Raw genomic sequence first — 21,839 nt, 5'->3', positions numbered from 1 at the left:
CACTTTAACTTTTACAAATTTTGAAGTTGAACATTTATATTCCCCTTACTAAATCCCCCATGGTAACAAACTACAGATTCAATATGTAAATTTAAATACTTCTTCAAAGACTGCTGTGCTTCCTTAATATTTATAGTTGTTGGGGCGTGAATTCCTCCTAACATCCCATTCACACTATACATAGAGTCTCCTGCAATAAGAATTTTACTTTGTTTCAAATATAAACTAATATGACCCGGAGTATGCCCTGGAGTATGAAGAATTAGTATTCCACCGCAATACGGAAGTTCTTGCCCGTCAATCACAGTATCACTCACTTTTCCTTTTGGTCGGTTCTCTATATTTCCGTCCTTCAATAAAGGTAAATCCCCCTCGATATATGGCTTATCTAGTTCGTGCGCATAAACTTTAATATTACTTCGACAGCGCTGCAACAACTCCGGAAGACTACCTATATGATCAATATCCTGATGCGTCAAAATCACGACTTTTAACTTATCAAATGATACCCCAACCTTTTCCATCTCTACTTGTATATCTTCAATTTGTCCTGGGAAACCCGTATCTATTAATACTGCCATTTCATCATCCCATAAAAGAATTGGATGAATAACAAATTCTTGAAATTCAAGTTGTAACATTTCTATCCCTTTAGCGATCTCCATACAGCCATTCTCCTTTATATTAAAGTTTGAAAATATGTACGAGTAAACTGAAAATATAAAGTGAAACTTTAATCAGTGGGGGTTTTACTGCCCGGCAAATAGCGTGATAAAGCTCCTCTATCTTATAATATGTTTTGTCATACCAATAGAGAATGCCTCAAACCCTATAGATTCATAGTAAGATTGCAATTTTTCTACACACATAAGTTGTGGAATAACCTTGTTTTGTTCACAGTGCTGGATTAATCGTTCCACTATTTCTTTCCCAATACCAATGGACTGATATTTTGGCAATACACATACACCACAAATAACGCCTGTTATTACTCCATCGGATATAACACGCCCCATCCCAATTAATTGTTCCTCTTTAAATGCATATATTGCATACCAACTATGTTTACACATTTGTTCCAATTCATTAACTGTTAATTTAAGAGAATTCCATCCTAAAGATTCGTATAAGAATAATAATCCATTAAAATCTGTAGGATGTTCACTTGTGTAGCGTATACTATTTTCCATGTAAATACTCCCTATTCTCTGGCTTGTTTATATTTCATAAAATTCCCATTACACAAATCTGATCGATGTAAAAATAACTAGAACAAACTTCAATAAGAAAGATAGAATTCCTTCTCAACATAAAATAAAAAGAAGTTATCTCACTTAAGATAACTTCTTTTATATAAGACTCTCATTATATTATCAACCAAAAAATATACAACTGCATACGATTAGCACAAATAAAACTAATAAACCATTTGAGAAATAACCCATTGAAAACTACCCCTTTATTAAATTATGTAAAAGATTTTATCATAAAATGATTTACAACTTAATAACTGAAAAAGACATTGTATTCATTAGTTATATATGTTAAGTAATATTTTATTTTCGGGTATATTCTGCTTAACTTAAACCACTTCCCATTCCCTTATACTTAAGTTCTGATAACTTCAGAACAATACATAAAGAAGACCTCAACTTATTGACGTCTTCTTTTCAACTACACTAATAGCTAATTCACGTTTTTTTTCGAATATATATAGACCCTTCACTAACAGAGACATATATGAAATGTATTCCCACTACATAAACATCTATAATCTGATTATCAACATCCTTATAACCTTTAAATCTCATCCTCGGTTATTCGAATAGCTCTCTTGTTTGAAAAGATATTTTTAAAAATTCCTACTCCCACAATTAATAAACCTATACCAACTAATTTATTTATTTGTAATGGAATGCTCTCCATTCCAAATAATCCAAATGTATCAATACATAACGCAACGACCAATTGAGTAATAAGACTAATTAGCACCGTATATGCTGGACCTAAACTCTTTATTGCACCCATTATACAAATAATTAACCCGATGCCAAACAGTCCACTTACATAAAACAAATAATTTGCAGTATACACTTTAATGCTAATACTGTTTTCTGTAATGATATAAAATAGAATAGAACTAATGAGACCTATTCCAAGGACACATGTAGTCGTTAACCACTGTCCTACATTTTCATTTACTTTTGCATTAAAAACAGATTGTAAGCTAATTAATATTCCTGCTAATATAGCTAAACTAAATCCAATCAAAATCTTCCTCTCCCTTTCATTGCTCATATATATTATCTTTAGCGACTTCCTTCATTCTAGAAAAATCTTTAATGACAATAACTCCATTACTTTTTTCAATTAATTTTTCATTATAAAATCTTTGTAATACCCGAATTACGTGCCTATAACTTACCCCTATAAAGTCTGCAATACTCGTTACCGAAGTCGTATCCAAATCCCCTTTGTACATATTTCCGTTACTATCTGTTGAAATTGAAAGTAAATAACTAGCTACACGTACTTCTACAGGATAAAGTAAATTAAGAGCAGTAAAACGAGTCGATATTTTTAACGTGTTCGCAATGTTTTCAAGTAAGAATTTCATAAATATAGGATCATGTAATAACTTGTTTCTAATAACCTTATTAGAAATGGAAATCGCTACAACATCTGAACAAGATTCAACGACATTATGTGCTTTGCTATTTTGAATTAATTCAATATCACCAACAATTGCGAGTGGATTGATAAAGCGAAGGATTAGTTTCTTCCCTTCAGGTGTAATCGTATAAACTTTTACTTTACCTTTAACAACAAAATATAAACGATCCATTTCGTCATCTATATTGCAAATAAGCTCGCCTTTTTCAAAATGATTTAATTGAAAATATGCTGTATCTATTTCTGAAAAAACCTCGAGCGTTTTATTGATTTTCAAATAATGCGTAATTAAACTTGATCTATTCTCCATATTCATTTCCTCCTTTCATTTACATATTAAATACAACAATACCTATAATCATTACTATTGTTCCCACAATATGATATCTCTCCATCTGTATCTTTTTTATATGAAACAGTCCTTTCATTTCAATAACTGTTGCCGTTAACAATTGAGCAACCATTAGTGTGCCAGCTGTCAATGTAACTCCTAGTGAATATATCGCCATAGTTTCTGCACAAATAATGAATCCACCAAATGCACCCGCTACTAAATATATTTTTTTTACACTCTTTAAATCCGTTACTTTCTCTTCTTTCTTTAACAAAAATACAGTTGTTGCAATAATGAATCCAATTAAATGGGTTATAATACTCGTCGACCATATACCGATATGTGAACTAAGTTTCGCATTAAAGGTTCCTTGAAGTGTTATAAATATCCCCGCAAAAACAGCAAATAGAATACCTTTCAAAAAATCATCTCCTCATCCTTTATTTCTGACTTAATTAAAAACCATCATCCTATAATGGCAAAAGGACAAATGTCACATCACTAGGAAAATAACTTGGAATGAAAAAAAACACACCTCAAAAATGCGAGATTTGTTTTTATTATTTATATATAATGTTTTATAAATAAAAATTACGCTACATTAAAAGATTTCTTTTTCATAACAAACTTTGCAAATAAGAAACGTACAAGCGGTCCCATAATAATTAATTGTAATGGATATGCCATTATGAAATTTTTAATAAAAATCGAAAAATAAATTGAAACAAATGAATCTCCTTGTAGCCCACCATGTAAATGCATCATAGCCATACCGAAAAATGACATAAAGAACACCATTCCGATTACCATAGTTGTCGCCATTGCAACGATAATATTTATTTTCTTAGATTTATCAAATGGCAACATGAATACAATTTTTTTCGCACAAGGTCCAACGATACATATTTCAATTAATAGCGCAATAATAAAGCCAATTAATAGTTCTAATGCAATCTCTTTAATATAAATTGGTCCTCCTGTTTCATTCATTAGTAAATTGTAAAACGTCATTACGATAACCATTCCAAGGCACATCATCATGCCAAATTGGAGGTTTTCTTTTCTTGTTGTTGGCAAATTTCATCATCCTCTCTCTTTGAGTCTTTGTCATTATATCGACATTGGAACCCCCTTCGTAAGTGAACATTTTGTGAACAAATTTAAAACGTTTTCATGTATTTTCTTTACTTTCAACTCAAATTCTCACTTTTACTTATAAAGGTTTTATATATTTCAATGTTGAATTACTAAATTTAACATTGCATTACATTATTACTAGGAGGATAACCATGAATGAAACAGAATTTTACGCATATCACATCGTAACAAGGAAAAGAATGCATATCGGACAAATGATTCCTTTTAAAAAAAATCAACACAATACTCTATATAACTTCTTTTTTGAAAGAGAACAATTAAATGTTAGTGGTGAAGATGGCATACAAATTTTAAATAATCACTATAAAAATGACGAATTACATATAAATAATGAAAATGCTAAAGTAGTTATGAATTATATGAATCAAACAATTAGAGCAGTTAGAGAAACAATTGTAGAAATGGTTAGACTACAAGAATTCCCTGAATACCCTTCCAGGTTATCTTGTTTATATGCTGCTAAGAGCTATGAGGATGCTTTGAAATGGAAAGCGCTATTTGATTCTTACAATCGAGCAGTTTTACAGATTGTTAAACTACGAGTAATCGGAAGTTCTTTTGAAGGTGACGGGAATCTTTTACCGAAAGAAGATGGTATTCCTTTTTCTCAAAAAATCGAACAAGCTAGAAAGTATTGGAAAGGAAATATTAGAAATGAGCTTCCTGAGCTACTGATTAATGGAGAAATTGAAGTGGTGGAAATTATTGATGACTTTTCCTCAATTCATATTTAATTTCTAACTAAATCATATAGGATGGAGATTACAATGAAAAAAAAAGTATACTTCAATCATGATGGCGGCGTAGATGATTTAATTTCATTATTTTTATTACTTCAAATGGAAAACGTTGAACTTACCGGTGTATCTGTTATCCCAGCAGACTGCTATTTAGAACCTGCAATGTCTGCAAGTCGTAAAATTATTGATCGCTTCAGCAAAGATAATATTGCAGTAGCCGCTTCAAACTCTCGCGGGCAAAACCCATTTCCGAAAGACTGGCGGATGCATGCATTTTATGTAGATGCTTTACCAATTTTAAATGAGTCTGGAAAAGTTGTAGCACCCATGGCAGCAAAGCCTGCACATCACCATTTAATAGAAACACTTCTACAAACGGAAGGAAAAACAACTTTATTATTTACCGGGCCCCTAACTGACCTTGCTCGTGCGTTATATGAAGCTCCCATAATTGAAGATAAAATTGAATGTCTCGTTTGGATGGGTGGTACATTTCTTACAGCAGGCAATGTACATGAACCAGAGCATGATGGAACAGCTGAGTGGAATTCGTTTTGGGACCCTGAAGCAGTAGCTCGTGTATGGGATGCAAAAATTAAAATCGACTTAGTGACACTAGAAAGTACAAACCAAGTTCCGTTAACTATAGACATACGTGAACAATGGGCAAAAGAACGGAAGTATATTGGTATGGATTTCCTTGGTCAATGCTATGCAATGGTTCCCCCTCTCGTTCACTTCTCAACGAACTCTACCTACTATTTATGGGATGTACTAACTACCGCGCTTGTCGGAAACACTAACCTTGCAAAAACTGAAACAATTAATAGTATCGTTCATACATACGGACCAAGCCAAGGACGTACAGAGGAAACTGCTGATGGACGACCTGTAAATGTCGTTTATGATGTAAAACGTGATGTATTCTTTAAATATATTACTGAATTAGCAAAGAAAGCTTCTACTTGAACCACTATCTATACGAAAAATAAATAGAATAAAATCACTTCAGACGATGAACCCCTATATTTAGAATTTAGTTGAAACTACATATTTAACTATTGAAAAGAGTATTGAATTAAATTTCAATACTCTTTTTGTGCAATTTAATTATATTGGATTAATGTAGTGTCTTATTGATTATTCATTTCATAACCATTGACAAAATAAGTTATTGTTTCTAACTCATCTTCATTTAATTCTCTATCTAGTTCTTGTTTATACGCTGCCTTTATCTTCTCTTCATCACCTATATGAGCTTCTGTATAAGTTCCTACTGTTTTTAACATACGAATCTCTTGTAAAAACTCCTCTCGATTTATCGCTTCCCCATGAGAGAGAATATATGTCTCAGCATCAAATTTCTCTAATTCATCTATCAATTTAAACGTTCTTTTCGTCGTATAGTTCCACTTCGAAGAAAAAATATCTGCATATATACAGTCTCCTAAAAATAATATCTTTTCTTCTTTCACGTAAATAACAACTGAATCATGTGCATGATCTCCGCCCACATGTTTTAACACGCATGTCACTTCACCAAGATCTAATTCAATTTGATTCTGGAACGTTAAGGTCGGAGGAATAATGTTAATATTTCTCGCTTTTTCTTCAAACTCTTTTTTTATGCAATCCGCACAAAATGCAATTTCAGTACCCTCTTTTACGCGTGCGTCCAAAGCTTCATCTGTCCATTCATAAGAAACAAGTGTACGCATCTCTTTTTTCGTTTCAGAATGTGCAATTGACAATGCATCTTGTAGTACAGGCAATCCAAAAATATGATCCCAATGCCAATGGGTTAGTGCTACGAAATCTGGATTCGATACATTTTGTTCTTTTAACATTTCTAAAAATAATTGTGCATGCTCCTCTGAATTCCCTGCATCGATCATTAAAGTTTTTTCTTGTCCAACAACCATTCCTAATATAGGTCTATCTGTTTCAGAAACAGGTGTCATATACCAAAATGAGTTTCCTATTTTTTTAATTTGTTGCATAACCAATTCCCCTTTTCATTTTCTCACTTAAATTTAATATATAAATTATAACGAATCACTACTTTTTTCTCTATAATCAAACACAATTACTTGGACTAATCTAACTTTCCTTTTCGTAAGCTAAAAATAAGGGAATAGAATCGGAGTGTGATACTATGGAACGTTTATGGATTCCAATGATTGTAACATTTTTTTCGTTCGGTGGATTACTTTTAGGAGGTGCTGTTGGAGTAGCAACACGCCAACTTATTGAAGAAAAGATGCATCGTTTATACGCATTATGTGGTGGTATTTTACTTGGGCTTTTATCCCTTGAAATTATTCCTGAAACATTTTCAAGCTACGAAATGGTTGGGCCTATACTTGGTATAGCTATCGGTATTTTAGTTATGAGCTTATTAGATAACTATTGTCACCATCCAATGATACATAAAAAAGATCAACAAGCATGGCAAACCTTCCTTTTTCTCTCTTTCGCTATATTTATTCATAATATACCGAGTGGATTTGCGTTAGGTACAGCTTTTATAAATCATAATGACTCTGCCATTCCCTTTTTAATAGCAATTGTCGTTCACCATATTCCAGAAGGATTAGCTTTAATTATTCCATTTCTTTTTACAAAACATAAATATATTTCCTTTTTATTAACGACTTTATTACTTTCTCTTATTCTCGGTACTGGCACAGTTTTTGGCATTTTGATGGAAGGAAAAGCTCTTCACCTGCAAGGACTCATTATGGGAAGTGCTATTGGTTCACTTGGATATGTCACAATTCATGAAATGCTTTGGAAAGCTAAGAAACAGCTCTCTTTCCTTACATTTCTAATGTGGGCAACTAGTGGTTTTTTACTAATAACAGTGTTCACTTTATTCGCTGGTCATCATTAAAGTTGCTAAAGTGAAACTTTTGTTCCTCCCACACTGATTCTTAGATTACAAATAACCAGATAAATTTTCTTATTTGTATATTTTTCCTTTTTATCCAAAACATAATGTTATCTACCTATTATAAGGAGGAACAATTATGTTTGGGAAAACAGCCGGTGAAGCATTAGTTGATTTATTAATTGAATGGGGAGTAGAACACATATACGGTATGCCTGGAGATTCCATCAATTCTATCATTGAAGCTTTAAGAAAAAAACAAGATAAAATTAAATTCATTCAAGTTCGCCATGAAGAAGCTGGTGCATTAGCAGCGGCTGCCTATGCAAAATTAACAGGAAAACTTGGCGTTTGTATGGCAATTGCAGGACCTGGTGCTATTCATTTATTAAATGGTTTATATGATGCGAAACTCGATAAAGCCCCTGTTCTAGCAATTTCAGGTCAAGTAGAAACCGATTTACTTGGAACGGACTTTTTCCAAGAAGTAAATTTAGAAAGAATGTTTGATGATGTTGCGGTTTATAACCAGCGTATTATGTCAGCAGAGCAACTACCTGCCGTAGTGAATCAAGCAATTCGAATGGCTTATACGAAAAAAGGTGTATCCGTTCTTACAATTCCAGATGATGTCCCGAAATTCGAAGTGAAAAATGGTGCTCGTATTACAAATACTTCTTTTACTTTACCTGAGTTGTTTCCACAAAAAGAAGATTTAGATGGAGCGAAACTCGCAATAAATGAAGCGAAAAAGCCTGTGATTTTAGCTGGAAAAGGAACAAAACATGCGAGAGAATCTTTACTTGCATTGGCAGAACATATTGGTGCTCCAATCGTACTTACATTACCTGCTAAAGGAATTATTCCTGATGAGCATCCTCTTTGTATCGGTGGATTAGGATTAATCGGAACGAAACCTTCTTATGAAGCAATGAAACATGCAGATACTTTAATTATGGTTGGTACTTCTTATCCGTTCACTGGTTTCTTACCTGAAAAAGCAAAAACAATTCATATCGATACAGATCCTGCCCAAATCGGAAAACGTTATGCGACAGATATTGGTTTAGCTGGTGATGCTGATAAAACATTACGATGGTTAATTGAAAATGTTGAAAAACACACAGACCATTCTTTCTTAGAACATCATCAAGAAATGATGAAAAAGTGGGAAGAAAAATTACACGATCAAGAAGAAGACTCTTCTATTCCAATTAAACCACAACGCGTTATGCATGCTCTGCAGCAAGTAGCACATGATGACGCAATTCTATCAGTCGATGTCGGAAATGTAACAGTATGGACCGCAAGGCACTTCCGTATGACGAACCAGCAATTTGTTATTTCTAGCTGGCTCGCAACACTTGGTTGCGGTTTACCTGGTGCTCTTGCTGGAAAAATTGCATTCCCGGATAAACAAGTATTTGCAGTTTGTGGTGATGGCGGATTTGGAATGACGATGAATGACTTCGTAACAGCTGTAAAATATAAATTACCAATCGTTGTCGTCGTATTAAACAATAATAAAATTGCGATGATTAAATTCGAGCAAGAAGTTATGGGTAACATCGAATTCGAAACAGATTTAACGAACCCTGATTTTGCAAAATATGCAGAGGCGTGTGGAGGTATTGGATACCGTGTTGAGAATTTAGATGAACTCCTTCCCGCTTTCGAAAATGCAGTAAAACAAAATAAACCGTGTATTATTGATGTAGTTGTAGATGCTAACGAAGCACCAATGCCAGCAAAAATCACATTTGGTCAAGCCGCTGGTTATACGAAGCATATGATAAAAGAATTATTTGAAGAAGGTAAGATTGATTTACCTCCACTTTAAGCGAAAAAAGATAGCTGAAAACGATTTGTCTTCAGCTATCTTTCTTTACTTTTGTATCTCCCTATAAAAAGAAAAGTCATTCATAGTTGGTTGTACTTGTTTCTCTACTTGCACTTCTCTCCCTTCCCGCTTTGACCTTCTCACATTTCCTAGCTTAATCGCATCTTGCATGCTATTACTAATAAGGTTTCCAGCTAAGATTGTCATACTATAAAAAGCAATCGGTATAAGTACAATCCATGTATGAGTAGTTAAGTGCCGGAAGTTTTGACCAATTAATCCTGTCCATTCTTTTGTTACACTATCTGGATCCATTCCACTGAAGGTTATTGTTCCACCAAAAAATAATTGCAACAAACCAAGGTGTAAAAGAAGTAATAAAGTACTCACAAATTGTTGTGCTACTAATAAAAGAAATGATGGTAACATATGAGGCCATATATGGCGCTTCAACCTCTGCCATTTACTCCCGCCAAGCACAGTGGCTGCCAACATAAATTCTTCTTTCTTAATACGTTTAACTTCTTGCGCTACATACAACATAACTGTTGGTACAGCAAGACATGTAAGAACTATAATTTGAAATGTCACCCGCAAATACAACGGCACAACTTCCGCTCCACTATCAAACGTTAAAACTTCATTTAACATAAAATAAGAAATCATAACCATCGGTACGATACTGAATGGATCAAAAAAGGATGAGATAACTGGGAATGATCGCTTACCATACATACCAAGAAATAAACCAATCCCTCCTCCAACTATAACTCGTAAAGTTGCTATAATTATACTCGCTCCAACTGTCCATTTCGCGCCTTCTATTATTAATTGGACAAGGTCACGGCCTTTCGTATCACTTCCGAACCAAAATTTACTTGATGGCAAAAATGGCGCAGCCTCTAGTTCTCCTTTTTCGTTATACATCATCGTAAGTTCACGAACATTCCCATCGAAAAATAACGTATATCCAATACTAATAATCATTAGTACACTCAGAAAAGTAACACCTATCCAAAATCTCACATCTCTTTTTACAACTTGCCACATGTTACACACGCTCCCTTATAACATTTTGTAAAAGCGTATGTAATATACGAAATAGTATAAAAAGCGGAACGTATAATATAACTAGACTCACTGTAAATATTTCTAATTTAGAATTTTCTTTTACAAAAACAAACATTCCATATGTATTGAAAATCCATTCGATAATATATAAATTGGATAGCATAAATAAAATGTTTGTTTTCGCATAGTAGATTGTCGTCAATAAAACATTCCTTGAAACGTGATGTGTTAAAATATGCTGCAAACTTAGTCCTTTACTCTTCGCAAATATACTATAATCTTTCTCCATTTCTTCTTTAAAACGTAATAACAATAGTTTAATAAATAATAACGTTGTTGGTATTGTAAGACATATAATCGGTAACAATCGTACTCTCTCTTCTCCTAATCCAGCAAGTTTTATTGGCATAAAACCTGTTTTTTGAAAAACAATTACGACAAGAAGTTGTGATAATAAAATAAGTAATATATCCGGTATACTCTCTAGCGTAAGAAAAACTCCATTCCACATTTTTTGCTTCATATGAGAACGCTGCAATACCCAAACAACAAGTACATACGCTATAAGCAAAGATAGTAAAAAAGCTGATAGAAATACAATCATAGTTTCAATATAATGAATCCATATTTGTGGAAATAATTTTCTTGAGTCTCGAAATCCATATGTAATTTCCCATGGTCGGAGTAACTTTCCTCCAATAAACACAATTGTGTTCCAAAAACCGATTAAATCAATTTGCAATCCCTTAAATAATCGAGGGAGCGCACCTAAACAGATTATACATAGAATTGCAGCTAATAATTGTAAACAAGTAATCCAACACCACTTAGCAGTTCGCATGAACATAACTATTACCCCTTACCATTCGATAGAATATCTAGAAACAAAAAGAGCTAAATATGTCACATCTCTTTAGCTACAACATGTACTCGCTTTTGCCCACTAGGTAAAATAGCTTGGTATAAACACGTAACAAAAAATAATAAACCAAATAAAATAATATACAAAGTATCCGCCTCAATCCATTTCGGGAATAACATAGCTATCGCTCCAAGAGATAACAATTGAAACCCTGTCGTTAATGGACTTAGCAAACTTTGAACACGCCCCATAAACGATTCTTCTACGATCTCATACATCCATCCTGATATTGCAACATTAATAAACGGTAAAAAGAATGTCGCTAAAGCGATACATACATAAAAAGACCATACGTAATTTACAAAGTAACACATACCAAAGAAGACTCCTGAGCCTGCCATACCAAAAACTATAATAGATTTTGGCGCATATTTCTTACCTATACTCGTTGCTACTATGCTTCCAATTAGTAATGAAATCCCTCCAACTACACCGCCCACCATTGCTAAACTTTCATACGTTTCTGGAGCTAGTTTGTATTTTAATATGTAAGTAGTGGATACACTTAAAACACCATTTAATAATCCAAATACGATAAATCCTAAAAGTAATTTTTTTAAAGTTTCATTTTGGTATATATACCTAATCCCTTCTTTAAACTCTGTTATTAACATCTTCAAATTAACTTCTTTCCATTTTGTTCTACCATTTGGTAAACGAACTTTTTCTGGAATGGAGATTGTTTGAATCAAAATACCACTCATAATAAAAGTGAGCGTATTTACTAAAATGCTCCCGTAAATTCCAAAAGTCCAGTACACCATCGTTGCAATTCCTACACCAAACAAAGCATACAAACTATTTACCATTTGATTAATACCCGCTGCTGCACCGTATTGGTCTGATTCAACTACTCCCTGTATCATCGATTGTTCTGCTGGAGAGAAAAATTGTATACACGCATTTTCCAAAAATAAAAATATAAAGACAAGTATAATCATCCCGTAATAAAGCGAAATTAGGATTCCAATATTACAGAGCGAGCAACATATGTTACTTACTGTACATATACGTTGTCTATCAAATCGATCCACTACTGTCCCTACCAATAGAAAAAAGATTAATGCAGGTAATGCAATCATAATTTGTGTCATCGTTGCGTAAACTGGTTGTTTTCCGTATTGATCTAGCAAATAAAACATTAAAGAAATTCCAGCAATCATAGAACCGAGTCGCTCTAAAATATTTGCTAGAAAAAAACGTGCATACACTTTGTTGCGAAATAACTGTAGCATTTCTTTCATACTTCGTATCCTTTCTCTCGACAAAATAGTATTATTTTAGTCATTTCTTGGAAGTTACATTATATTTTTCGACCATTATCCAATCTTTTCCTTCTTTATAAAAAACATAAAAAAAGAGCCCTTATTCTCAACACAAGGACTCTTTTCATAAACTATTTAGCTACCTCTTCTTTCGGCATTACCATACCTTTATAAAGTTGAACAGTTATCCAGTAATAAATGAAATAAATGACTAAGAAAATTCCTATTGGCACCCACACTTTCACAAACGGGTCAACTAATATAAAGCTAAATAAGTTAAGCCCTACTAAAACGTGAGAAATGCCAATGATCGCTGGGAAGATAAATAAATATGAAATTTCTTTATATATACTTTTCGTTAACATACTACGTCTCACACCAATTTTTCGTAACATTTCATAACGGCGTACGTCGCGAGAAGCACCTGTTAATATTTTGAACATAAGGGAACTTGCCATCATTGCTAAAAAGGCAATTCCGAGGAAAAATCCCATAAACATTGTTCCGCTCATGAAGCTGTTCATAAACTGATAAATTGTCATTTTCGTAAATAAGTCTACCTTTTCACCTGTTGCTTTTTCAATTTGTGCTTTTTGTCTCTTGTCTATTTCGATCAATAACGGTTTATATTTTTTCATATCATCTACTTTTGCTAATGTTACAGTGTGTTCTGTTCCTTGAATTCCTTTATAATGCTCTTCGTCTGCAATTCTTACTGGTTTTCCGCTAAATTGATTATGCGTAATTTGTATCTCTCTTACAACTGCGTCTTCCCAATCCTTTGGCATTTGAGGGAATTTTGCTAATTCAGGAGCCTCTAAAGCTGAATATACAGGTTCAGTTAAAGGTTCAGTCACACGTTTACGAACAGGCTCTTTTAACGTTTTTGTATCAAAATGGTCTGAAACAAGTGGTGGTTTCGCAGTTAAGTCGTTACGTAAATAATAAACCGCTTCTCCATCTACTTTATAGTTGTACTTGCTTTCTTCAACAATTTCCATTTCTTTTAAGGCAGCTTTGTCTTGATCATTCGGATCATGAATTACAACATCATATACACGAGAAAAGTCTGTCATAATACCTACATTTTTTTGGAAAGCCATACCTGCCGTCATCGCACCTGCGCCTAATGCAATTAACATTGCTACAGTACCTAATACTCTCGATAAACTATTTACTCGAAAGCGTAGCTGTGCATATGTAAAACTATTTAAGCCCGTTTCATTTCGTTTTTTATTCCCCTTAATTTTCATCACAAAAAATGGGAGTAATGAACTAAAGATAAAATATGTTCCAAGTGTTGTAACGATGGTTGCTATAATAAAACCTAATTCAGCATATATTTTTACATTGATCATAAAATAGTACCCTGTACTTACTAGTAATACACCAAGTACTGTCATTATAATAATGCGAGTTTTACTTTTCTTTACTTCATCTAGTGTTTCATCTTCACGAATTAACTCTAGTTCAGTTTTACGTAACAATCGGAGACTGTTCATTAAGCCAGTAATGAAAAATAGTATTAAGAAGAAAATAGCTGTAACTAAAATTGCTGGTGTGTATACAGATGCATAACTACCTTTTGCTGAAATTTCCATTCCATTCATTAAAAAGTTTCCTGCTACACTTGCAAGTAACATCCCTACTAAAATACCGATAATAATACTGACAATACCCATACCGAATGTTTCAATAAATAATAACTGTGCTACTTTTTTCTTTTTTGCACCAAGCATCATGTACATACCGAGTTCTTTTCTTCTTAACGTGAGTAAGAAAGAGTTGGCATATATAATATAAAATACAGTAATGAAAGATAATAGTATTGCACCTACCCAAAAGACGAGTCTAATACTACTAATTAGGCTATTATCTTTCGTAAATTCACTATTCATCGCCATTGTTTGGAACATGTAGAAAATACTAATACTAATAACGAGGCCAATAAGTAAAACCATATAATCTTTTAACATCTTTTTCATACTATGACGTGATAATTTAAATAACATAGTTTCGCCCCCCTACTTAGACTCAGCAGCTGAGCCCATATGAGCGAGCACACCTAAAATGTCTTGATAGAAATTCTCTCGAGTGCCTTGACGATTTAATTCTTTATAAAGAAGACCATCTTGAATAAATAAAATACGCTCACAATAACTTGCACTAAATGCATCGTGTGTAACCATCAAAATACTTACATTATGATTTTCATGTAAATCTTGCATCGCTTCTAATAAACTTTTTGCATTTTTACTATCAAGCGCTCCTGTCGGTTCATCTGCTAATACAATTGCTGGATTATGTACTAAAGCTCTTGCCGCCGCTGTTCTTTGCTTTTGTCCCCCAGAAACAGCCGTCGGATATTTTGTTAAAATTTCAGTGATGCCTAATTTCTTCGCAACGTCATTTACCTTTCCAGTAATCTCACTTGATGGTACGCCTTGCAAAGAAAGTGGTAAAGCGATATTTTCATAAATCGATAAATTTTCTAGTAAGTTAAAATCTTGAAAGATAAAACCTAATTTTTGAGATCGAAAATCTGATAATGCATTACCTTTCATAGAAGTAATATTTGTACCAGCTATCGTCACACTACCACCTGTCGCCTGGTCAAGTGTACTTATCACATTAAGTAATGTCGTTTTTCCAGAACCAGAAGGTCCCATGATCCCGACAAATTCTCCTTCTTTAATACTTAACGATACACCCCTTAATGCTTTTGACTGATTCTCATTTCTTTTCCCATACGTTTTTTCTACACTTTCTACAGTAACTACATTTGTTGACATCTCTTTCACTCCATCCCTTTTGTATAAAATCAATTTCTCACATATTTCTTATTATTTTGTCATGTAAATTCTTAAGAATTTTTTAATTATTCATCCAATAAGAGTTACACCCTTAACATGAACCTATTTCCTACTTCATATTCTCATTTTTCTACAACTCGTTCCCTCGATTTCGCTTACATTTACCTTACATTTTTGTAAGATAAAAAAGAAAACACACTAATTTCTAATAGTGTGTTTTCTTTACAATCAATATTTTCTATTCTTTATTTCTTCTTCAATACTTGCTACAAATACATCTAGCGCAACAACTTCTGACTTCTCTTCTCCATATTTACGTACATTTACAGCTCCGTTTTCCATTTCCTTATCCCCAATAACAAGAACATACGGTACTTTTTGCATTTGTGCTTCTCTTATTTTATATCCTAATTTTTCATCTCGTGCATCTTGTTCAACACGAACTCCAGCTTGTGCTAATTTAAGTGCAATCTCATTGGCATATTGTTCATGTACTGCATTTGAAACTGGAATTACTTTCACTTGAACTGGTGCCACCCATGCCGGGAACGCACCTCCAAAGTGCTCAATCAATATTGCTAAGAAGCGATCTAATGACCCTAAAACTGCCCTGTGAATAACAACTGGTCTTTTCTTTTCATTATTTTCATCTATATAATTTAAATCAAATTTCTCTGGCATTTGGAAATCAAGCTGGATTGTTCCGCACTGGTGACTTCTATTTAAAGCATCTTTAATATGAAAATCAATTTTCGGCCCGTAAAATGCACCGTCACCTTCATTTAGTCTATATTTATAATTTAGCGATTGTAATACATTTTCTAATGCTGCTTCTGCTTGCTCCCATAATTTATCATCACCCATTGAATCTTCTGGACGAGTAGAAAGTTCTACTTCATATTCGAATCCAAAAGTTTTATATACGTAATCAATCTGCGCCATTACTGATTTAATTTCATTTTCAATTTGTTTTGGAGTTACAAATAAATGTGCATCATCTTGGCAGAAAGTACGTACTCTTAATAATCCGTTTAACGCACCACTAAACTCATGGCGATGTACTTGACCAAATTCACACATACGAATCGGTAATTCACGATAAGAATGCAATTTATTTTTAAACATAAGCATGTGCCCTGGACAGTTCATCGGTTTTAATGCAAAACTTTTATTATCTACTTCAGAGAAATACATATTATCTTTATAATGTCCCCAGTGCCCTGATTTCTCCCATACTTCTTGGTTCATCATGAACGGAGTGCGTACTTCTTGATAATTGTACTCTTTTTGAATTCCTCTTAAAAATGCTTCCAATTCGTTACGAATCATTTGTCCTTTCGGTAAATAAAACGGCATTCCCGGAGCCTCTTCAGAAAACATAAATAACTCAAGCTCATTGCCTAACTTACGATGATTTCTTTTTGCTGCTTCTTCAACGAAATGTAAATACTCTTCTAATTCTTTTTGAGAAGAGAATGCAACACCATATATGCGCTGAAGCACTTGGTTATTACTATCACCTCGCCAATATGCACCGGAAACATGAGTTAATTGAAATGCTTTCAAATAACCTGTTGATGGTAAATGTGGCCCTCTACATAAATCTACAAATTCACCTTGTTTATATAGTGTTACACTTTCCCCACTAGGAATTGCTTCTAAAAGTTCTAATTTCAAGCAATCGTTCATTTCTTGAAACAGTTTTGCTGCTTCTTCTCGAGAAACCTCAACTCGTTCTATCTTTATATTTTCATTTATAATCTTTTTCATTTCTTTTTCGATTTTTCGTAAATCTTCTATGTTTACACTACTTGGAAGATCCATATCATAATAAAATCCATTTTCAATAACAGGCCCTACCCCAAGATTTATATCACCATACATTCTTTTTACAGCTTGCGCTAAAATATGTGCCGCAGAGTGTCTTGCAATTTCTACACCTTCATTTGAATCTATAGTAATGATTTCTACTTCCGCATTTTCTTCAATATTTCGGCGTAAATCATATAATCCATCATTTACTTTCCCCGCGACTGCTTTCTTTTTCAAACTACTACTAATAGATCCCGCAATTTCTTCTAAAGTAATTCCTTTTCCAAATTCTTTCACGCTACCATCTGGAAATTTAATTTCAATCATTTGTTCTTTCATTTTTCATCTCTCCATTTCATAATAAAAAGCACACTCATCCCTAAAATAGGGACGAGCGTGCTTATACCCGTGGTTCCACCCAGATTCCCATCACAAAATGCAATGGCTTCTTTTACGGTAACGTCGTTTATACGGCACTAGATACTTAATTTCCCTAGTGCAGCTCTAAGGTGGTAAGTTATTTTTCTGCGTTAGGAAGTTCTCAGCTTTCCTTCCTTCTCTGTATAACCGGGTAAAATAACTCGTGTCCTTTTCTTCGCTTATTATGAAATTGAATGCAAAAAAGCATATTCATCCCTAAATATAGGGACGAATATGCTTATATCCGTGGTTCCACCCAGATTCCCATCACAAAAAACATAATGGCTTCTTTTGCGATAACGTCGCATACACGGCACTAGATACTTAATTTCCCTAGTGCAGCTCTAAGGTGGTAAGTTATTTTTCTGCGTTAGGAAGTTCTCAGCTTTCCTTCCTTCTCTGTATAACCGGGTAAAATAACTCGTGTCCTTTTCTTTGCTTTTAAAAGTACATCCATTAATTGTTATTTACTATATCTTATTCATTTTATTTTTGCAAGTGTTTAAAAATGATTTTTTTTTAATAAAAAAAGAAACCAAAAATAGATTTTTGGTTTCCCTTCTCAATTTTACCAATCTTGTGGTTCGTAATTTAAGTCTGCAAATAGACGTCTTTTCTCTTTCTTCGTTAAATCTCTCCACTGCCCAACTGGTAAATTATTCAATTCAATATTCATAATTCTCGTACGTTTTAAAGTGTATACTTGATAACCTAAAGCTTCACACATACGGCGAATTTGACGATTTAGCCCTTGTGTTAAAATAATTTGGAACTCATATTTTGATAACTGTGTAACCTCACAAGGAAGCGTTTTTGTTCCTAAAATTTTAACACCCGCTGCCATTTTCTCTAAGAAATCAGGTGTAATTGGCTTATCTACTGAAACGATATATTCTTTCTCATGTTTGTTTTCAGCACGTAAAATTTCATTAACAATATCACCATCATTCGTTAATAAAATTAAACCGTCTGAGTCTTTATCAAGACGTCCAATGTGACTAATTCGTAAAGGATGGTTCACTAAATCGATAATATTACCTTTTACAGCTTTTTCACTCGTACATGTAATACCTACTGGTTTATTTAAAGCGATATATACGTGATCTCGAGCAATTCGAAGCTGCTCTCCATTTACTCGTACATCATCACCTGGGTTCACTTGGTCACCAATTTTTGCAACCTTACCGTTAATAATTACTCTTCTCTCATTAATTAGTTTATCCGCTCCACGTCGAGACGCTTTTCCAGCTTCACTAATAAATTTATTGATACGCAAATTAGGCACATCCTTTTCTAAAAAAAATTTCAAGCTCACACTGCTTCTACCGTACAATACAAAAGGGTAAGCCTCCTATTATAACTTAAATATATTAACATGAAAGGGTATATAACGTCTTCTATTAATTACTTGTTTATAAGAAAATATCTTTATTATACATTCATTTATGCACTTTTTCATCGTTTAATATACAAGCCATTCTTCCTTACATACAGCTTGTTTTCCTTGTATCTTTTCTATATCTTCATGAATATTAGCTAATTTATATAAATCTGGGAAAATCTCTTCCACATAATGTTGGTGCGCTATTTCATCTTTCCAATACGTTAACACTATGTAACGATTTTCATTTTCCAAAGACTTCCCAACTACTCCACCTAGCATTCCTTTTGCTTTTTCCATTCCTTTATTCCAAATTGTTTCTTGCTTATGTGAAAAATGCTTTTCCTTTTCCAACTTTACATCACATATAGCAACTCTTACGAATGCTCCCTCTATTACAACGTCTTTCAAATGCATATCAGTTATATCATACAACGTTTGAAATAATTCAATTTCACATGAAAGAAACGTATCCTCTTGATTACTATTTAAATAAATTGTATCGTGAGCACCATTCATAAATGATTGATATACACTTCTATCTTCCCATAAAGTAAATACACATGCCTCATCTTCATTCCATCCACCAAATTGTCCATGAAAACCATCTAGGTGCTGTATATCACGCCATTTTTCTTGCGCACTGGAAAACAATTCTTTTTTCTCTTCTTCCACCTTACAGTAGATTGTTTTTAGTAACATTTTAAATTCCCCCTTATGATTCGATCCATTTACTTACTCGAAGTTTGATGCCCCTCCGTAAATGCTGTAAGTTGATTACCGAAATACTTAGCTTGTAAAAAGACATCTAGAATATAAAAATTCAAATTTCTTGCTTCGCTTTCTTATTCTACTTTCAGTTTACATAACATAATTATACCTTACTGATTATCTATATCATTCAATAAAACATCCTATTTTTTATACTTGGTAAACTTTCCACTCATTTTCATAAGAAATACTATTTTATTCTATACGCATAATAAATTTAATTCAAACAATTCAGAATTAAAAACTAAAAAAGATAGGAAGTAAACAATCCTACAATATCATCTACTCCCTATCTTTTTTATCATCAATTATTTTTCAAATATAGAATACATAATTTCTCCTGGATAATGTAATACAGTTACCTTCCGCTCCCCTTTTTTAAAACTAACAGTATGCCCGTTTTCCCCTAAGTTCTCCCATCCACTCGCCTTTGTAATTGGCATTACACTTATATATTGATAGTCCTCTTCCTTATCATCGTTAATATGAATTGCTGACATTGGTACTGGAAAACCTTTAATTTTAGATTCTTTATTCATAAATATGAATGCAATTACACCAACTAATAACATAGCCATTGAAATATTTGAAACTAGTTTTCTTCTATTCATTTTCACTAAAAACCCTCTTTTCTCACATATAACTTTCATCATTTTACTAACTTTAATTATTTATGTATAGAAAAGATATAATTTAAATCATTTCCAACCTATTTTCTCTACTCTAAACAACATTATTGTTATATATTATAATTATAAGTTTTTAAATTTTGGAGGCGTTACATATTGCAGAAATTATTTTTTACTAAATGGACAGTTATTATTTCTATTTTCATCATTTTCGGTACAATTTTCTACGTTACTAATGTTAAAAATAACAACGAAAAAGCACCTGTAGAAACAGCGGATACAAAAACTTTCAAAACGAAATTACAACCTAAAATTAATGAATTGACTACTACTTATAATGACATCATCGAAAAAGATTGGTTGCCTGCCTGGGAAGAGATTAACACGAATGGAGATTCAGTAGATCGAAATAAACTATTAGTTACAATGAATGCTGTTTCCAAGCAGTATGAAACAATTATGAACGAAATAGACACACTTAAAATTGAAGAAAACATAGCAGATATAGATATACAAAAACAACTCCTTCAATTCACAACTCAGTTTAAATCCGCATCAAATTTCATGAAAAATGCAGCAAATTTGATTATAGACGGAACAAATAACTCTATTCCAACCAATGAAACTATTGAAAAAACAAAACAAGCTTTAGGACTTGCGGATCAACATATTGTCATCGCTTTATCTACTTTAAATGAAGTTGAAGATAAATTAGGACTTACAAAAAAATAAAACTATTTACTATTTTAAAATAAAAAATGATTGCAATTCACAATTTGTATGTCTATAATGTTTTTATTGATTTACAATCAATGTGTTTGTAAATTTTATAATTCGGATGAACCATTCAGGAGAAGGTCTATTGATCTACCGACGGGGCAAAAAGTTGTTATACCAACTTTGAAACTCTCAGGTCTTGGTTACAAGTAGAACTGCATGGGGACGAATCTCTGGAGAGACTCCCTCTCGCTTTTATAGAGCGCGGAGGAAAACGAGCACCGAAGGAGCAAATCCGCTACTTTAGCGGATAATCTCTCAGGTAAAAGGACAGAGACAAGCGAAAGAAAAAGCCGATTGTATCGGTTTATTTTTCTATCCCTTGTTTCTCCAGAGACCATTT

The 21,839-nt window shown here is 33.2% G+C and carries 21 protein-coding genes, 1 riboswitch and 2 other annotated features; of the genes, 5 read left to right on the top strand and 16 right to left on the bottom strand.

The window, feature by feature from the left end; all coding sequences use genetic code 11:
* Positions 1 to 11 precede the first annotated feature (11 nt).
* The 6 genes from QCI81_RS25595 to QCI81_RS25570 form a co-directional block, all read right to left on the bottom strand.
* On the bottom strand, positions 12 to 665 hold the full coding sequence (locus QCI81_RS25595) for an MBL fold metallo-hydrolase (protein WP_053564539.1): 654 nt from the start codon (positions 663 to 665) through the stop codon (positions 12 to 14).
* A gap of 117 nt (positions 666 to 782) precedes the next feature.
* The gene (locus QCI81_RS25590; RefSeq protein ID WP_071730175.1) at positions 783 to 1,190 is read right to left on the bottom strand and encodes a GNAT family N-acetyltransferase; all 408 of its coding nucleotides are present in this window, start codon (positions 1,188 to 1,190) and stop codon (positions 783 to 785) included.
* A gap of 610 nt (positions 1,191 to 1,800) precedes the next feature.
* Entirely contained in the window at positions 1,801 to 2,271 is a 471-nt protein-coding gene (locus QCI81_RS25585; protein ID WP_061667012.1) for a DMT family transporter, read from the bottom strand.
* A gap of 16 nt (positions 2,272 to 2,287) precedes the next feature.
* Positions 2,288 to 2,983: a Crp/Fnr family transcriptional regulator gene (locus tag QCI81_RS25580; protein WP_071730173.1), complete on the bottom strand. Its 696-nt coding sequence runs from the start codon at positions 2,981 to 2,983 to the stop codon at positions 2,288 to 2,290.
* A gap of 19 nt (positions 2,984 to 3,002) precedes the next feature.
* The gene (locus QCI81_RS25575; protein WP_000676258.1) at positions 3,003 to 3,428 is read right to left on the bottom strand and encodes a DMT family transporter; all 426 of its coding nucleotides are present in this window, start codon (positions 3,426 to 3,428) and stop codon (positions 3,003 to 3,005) included.
* 170 nt (positions 3,429 to 3,598) lie between these two features.
* Positions 3,599 to 4,084, bottom strand: coding sequence for a DUF2798 domain-containing protein (locus QCI81_RS25570; protein ID WP_071730171.1), 486 nt, complete (start codon positions 4,082 to 4,084; stop codon positions 3,599 to 3,601).
* A 212-nt stretch (positions 4,085 to 4,296) separates the two neighbouring features.
* Between QCI81_RS25570 and QCI81_RS25565 the strand changes: the two genes are divergently transcribed.
* Positions 4,297 to 4,899 carry a DUF2441 domain-containing protein gene (locus QCI81_RS25565; RefSeq protein ID WP_071730169.1) on the top strand — a complete coding sequence of 201 codons (603 nt, stop codon included), beginning with the start codon at positions 4,297 to 4,299 and terminating at the stop codon, positions 4,897 to 4,899.
* Between the two features lie 21 nt (positions 4,900 to 4,920).
* The gene (locus tag QCI81_RS25560; protein ID WP_142340507.1) at positions 4,921 to 5,874 is read left to right on the top strand and encodes a nucleoside hydrolase; all 954 of its coding nucleotides are present in this window, start codon (positions 4,921 to 4,923) and stop codon (positions 5,872 to 5,874) included.
* A gap of 164 nt (positions 5,875 to 6,038) precedes the next feature.
* Here QCI81_RS25560 and QCI81_RS25555 read toward each other — a convergent pair whose 3' ends face one another.
* A complete protein-coding gene (locus QCI81_RS25555; RefSeq protein WP_071730165.1) occupies positions 6,039 to 6,905 on the bottom strand; it encodes an MBL fold metallo-hydrolase in 867 nt (288 codons plus the stop codon).
* A 155-nt stretch (positions 6,906 to 7,060) separates the two neighbouring features.
* On the opposite strand from QCI81_RS25555, the gene QCI81_RS25550 reads away from it, so the two are divergent.
* Both QCI81_RS25550 and QCI81_RS25545 read left to right on the top strand, forming a co-directional pair.
* Positions 7,061 to 7,798 (top strand): ZIP family metal transporter, encoded by a 738-nt coding sequence (locus tag QCI81_RS25550; protein ID WP_000440632.1) that lies wholly within the window; start codon positions 7,061 to 7,063, stop codon positions 7,796 to 7,798.
* Between the two features lie 136 nt (positions 7,799 to 7,934).
* Positions 7,935 to 9,635, top strand: coding sequence for a pyruvate oxidase (locus tag QCI81_RS25545; RefSeq protein WP_071730158.1), 1,701 nt, complete (start codon positions 7,935 to 7,937; stop codon positions 9,633 to 9,635).
* Between the two features lie 45 nt (positions 9,636 to 9,680).
* On the opposite strand, the gene QCI81_RS25540 is transcribed toward QCI81_RS25545, so the two are convergent.
* The 9 genes from QCI81_RS25540 to QCI81_RS25500 form a co-directional block, all read right to left on the bottom strand.
* Positions 9,681 to 10,685, bottom strand: a complete 1,005-nt coding sequence (locus tag QCI81_RS25540; RefSeq protein ID WP_353810913.1) for an ABC transporter permease — start codon at positions 10,683 to 10,685, stop codon at positions 9,681 to 9,683.
* A gap of 1 nt (position 10,686) precedes the next feature.
* Complete coding sequence (locus tag QCI81_RS25535) at positions 10,687 to 11,553, bottom strand: ABC transporter permease subunit (RefSeq protein ID WP_000481001.1); 867 nt, start codon at positions 11,551 to 11,553, stop codon at positions 10,687 to 10,689.
* A 56-nt stretch (positions 11,554 to 11,609) separates the two neighbouring features.
* Positions 11,610 to 12,881, bottom strand: a complete 1,272-nt coding sequence (locus QCI81_RS25530; protein WP_254907413.1) for an MFS transporter — start codon at positions 12,879 to 12,881, stop codon at positions 11,610 to 11,612.
* A 143-nt stretch (positions 12,882 to 13,024) separates the two neighbouring features.
* On the bottom strand, positions 13,025 to 14,905 hold the full coding sequence (locus QCI81_RS25525; RefSeq protein WP_071730153.1) for an FtsX-like permease family protein: 1,881 nt from the start codon (positions 14,903 to 14,905) through the stop codon (positions 13,025 to 13,027).
* Between the two features lie 12 nt (positions 14,906 to 14,917).
* Complete coding sequence (locus tag QCI81_RS25520; protein ID WP_000106426.1) at positions 14,918 to 15,685, bottom strand: ABC transporter ATP-binding protein; 768 nt, start codon at positions 15,683 to 15,685, stop codon at positions 14,918 to 14,920.
* 249 nt (positions 15,686 to 15,934) lie between these two features.
* Positions 15,935 to 17,857 carry a threonine--tRNA ligase gene (thrS, locus tag QCI81_RS25515; RefSeq protein WP_353810912.1) on the bottom strand — a complete coding sequence of 641 codons (1,923 nt, stop codon included), beginning with the start codon at positions 17,855 to 17,857 and terminating at the stop codon, positions 15,935 to 15,937.
* 44 nt (positions 17,858 to 17,901) lie between these two features.
* Positions 17,902 to 18,123: a binding site (T-box leader), on the bottom strand.
* A 36-nt stretch (positions 18,124 to 18,159) separates the two neighbouring features.
* Positions 18,160 to 18,383, bottom strand: a binding site (T-box leader).
* Between the two features lie 123 nt (positions 18,384 to 18,506).
* Positions 18,507 to 19,214: a 23S rRNA pseudouridine(2604) synthase RluF gene (gene rluF, locus QCI81_RS25510; RefSeq protein ID WP_001222162.1), complete on the bottom strand. Its 708-nt coding sequence runs from the start codon at positions 19,212 to 19,214 to the stop codon at positions 18,507 to 18,509.
* A 186-nt stretch (positions 19,215 to 19,400) separates the two neighbouring features.
* Positions 19,401 to 20,021 carry a YdbC family protein gene (locus QCI81_RS25505; protein WP_071730150.1) on the bottom strand — a complete coding sequence of 207 codons (621 nt, stop codon included), beginning with the start codon at positions 20,019 to 20,021 and terminating at the stop codon, positions 19,401 to 19,403.
* 377 nt (positions 20,022 to 20,398) lie between these two features.
* A complete protein-coding gene (locus QCI81_RS25500; RefSeq protein ID WP_071730148.1) occupies positions 20,399 to 20,743 on the bottom strand; it encodes a hypothetical protein in 345 nt (114 codons plus the stop codon).
* A 132-nt stretch (positions 20,744 to 20,875) separates the two neighbouring features.
* On the opposite strand from QCI81_RS25500, the gene QCI81_RS25495 reads away from it, so the two are divergent.
* Positions 20,876 to 21,451, top strand: a complete 576-nt coding sequence (locus tag QCI81_RS25495) for a hypothetical protein (RefSeq protein WP_071730147.1) — start codon at positions 20,876 to 20,878, stop codon at positions 21,449 to 21,451.
* A 208-nt stretch (positions 21,452 to 21,659) separates the two neighbouring features.
* Positions 21,660 to 21,780: riboswitch (glycine riboswitch) on the top strand.
* Positions 21,781 to 21,839 lie beyond the last annotated feature (59 nt).

Origin of the sequence: Bacillus cereus group sp. MG20 (genome assembly GCF_040459885.1) — a bacterium.
GTDB classification, from domain to species: domain Bacteria; phylum Bacillota; class Bacilli; order Bacillales; family Bacillaceae_G; genus Bacillus_A; species Bacillus_A cereus.
This window is presented reverse-complemented; position numbering and strand designations above follow the sequence as displayed.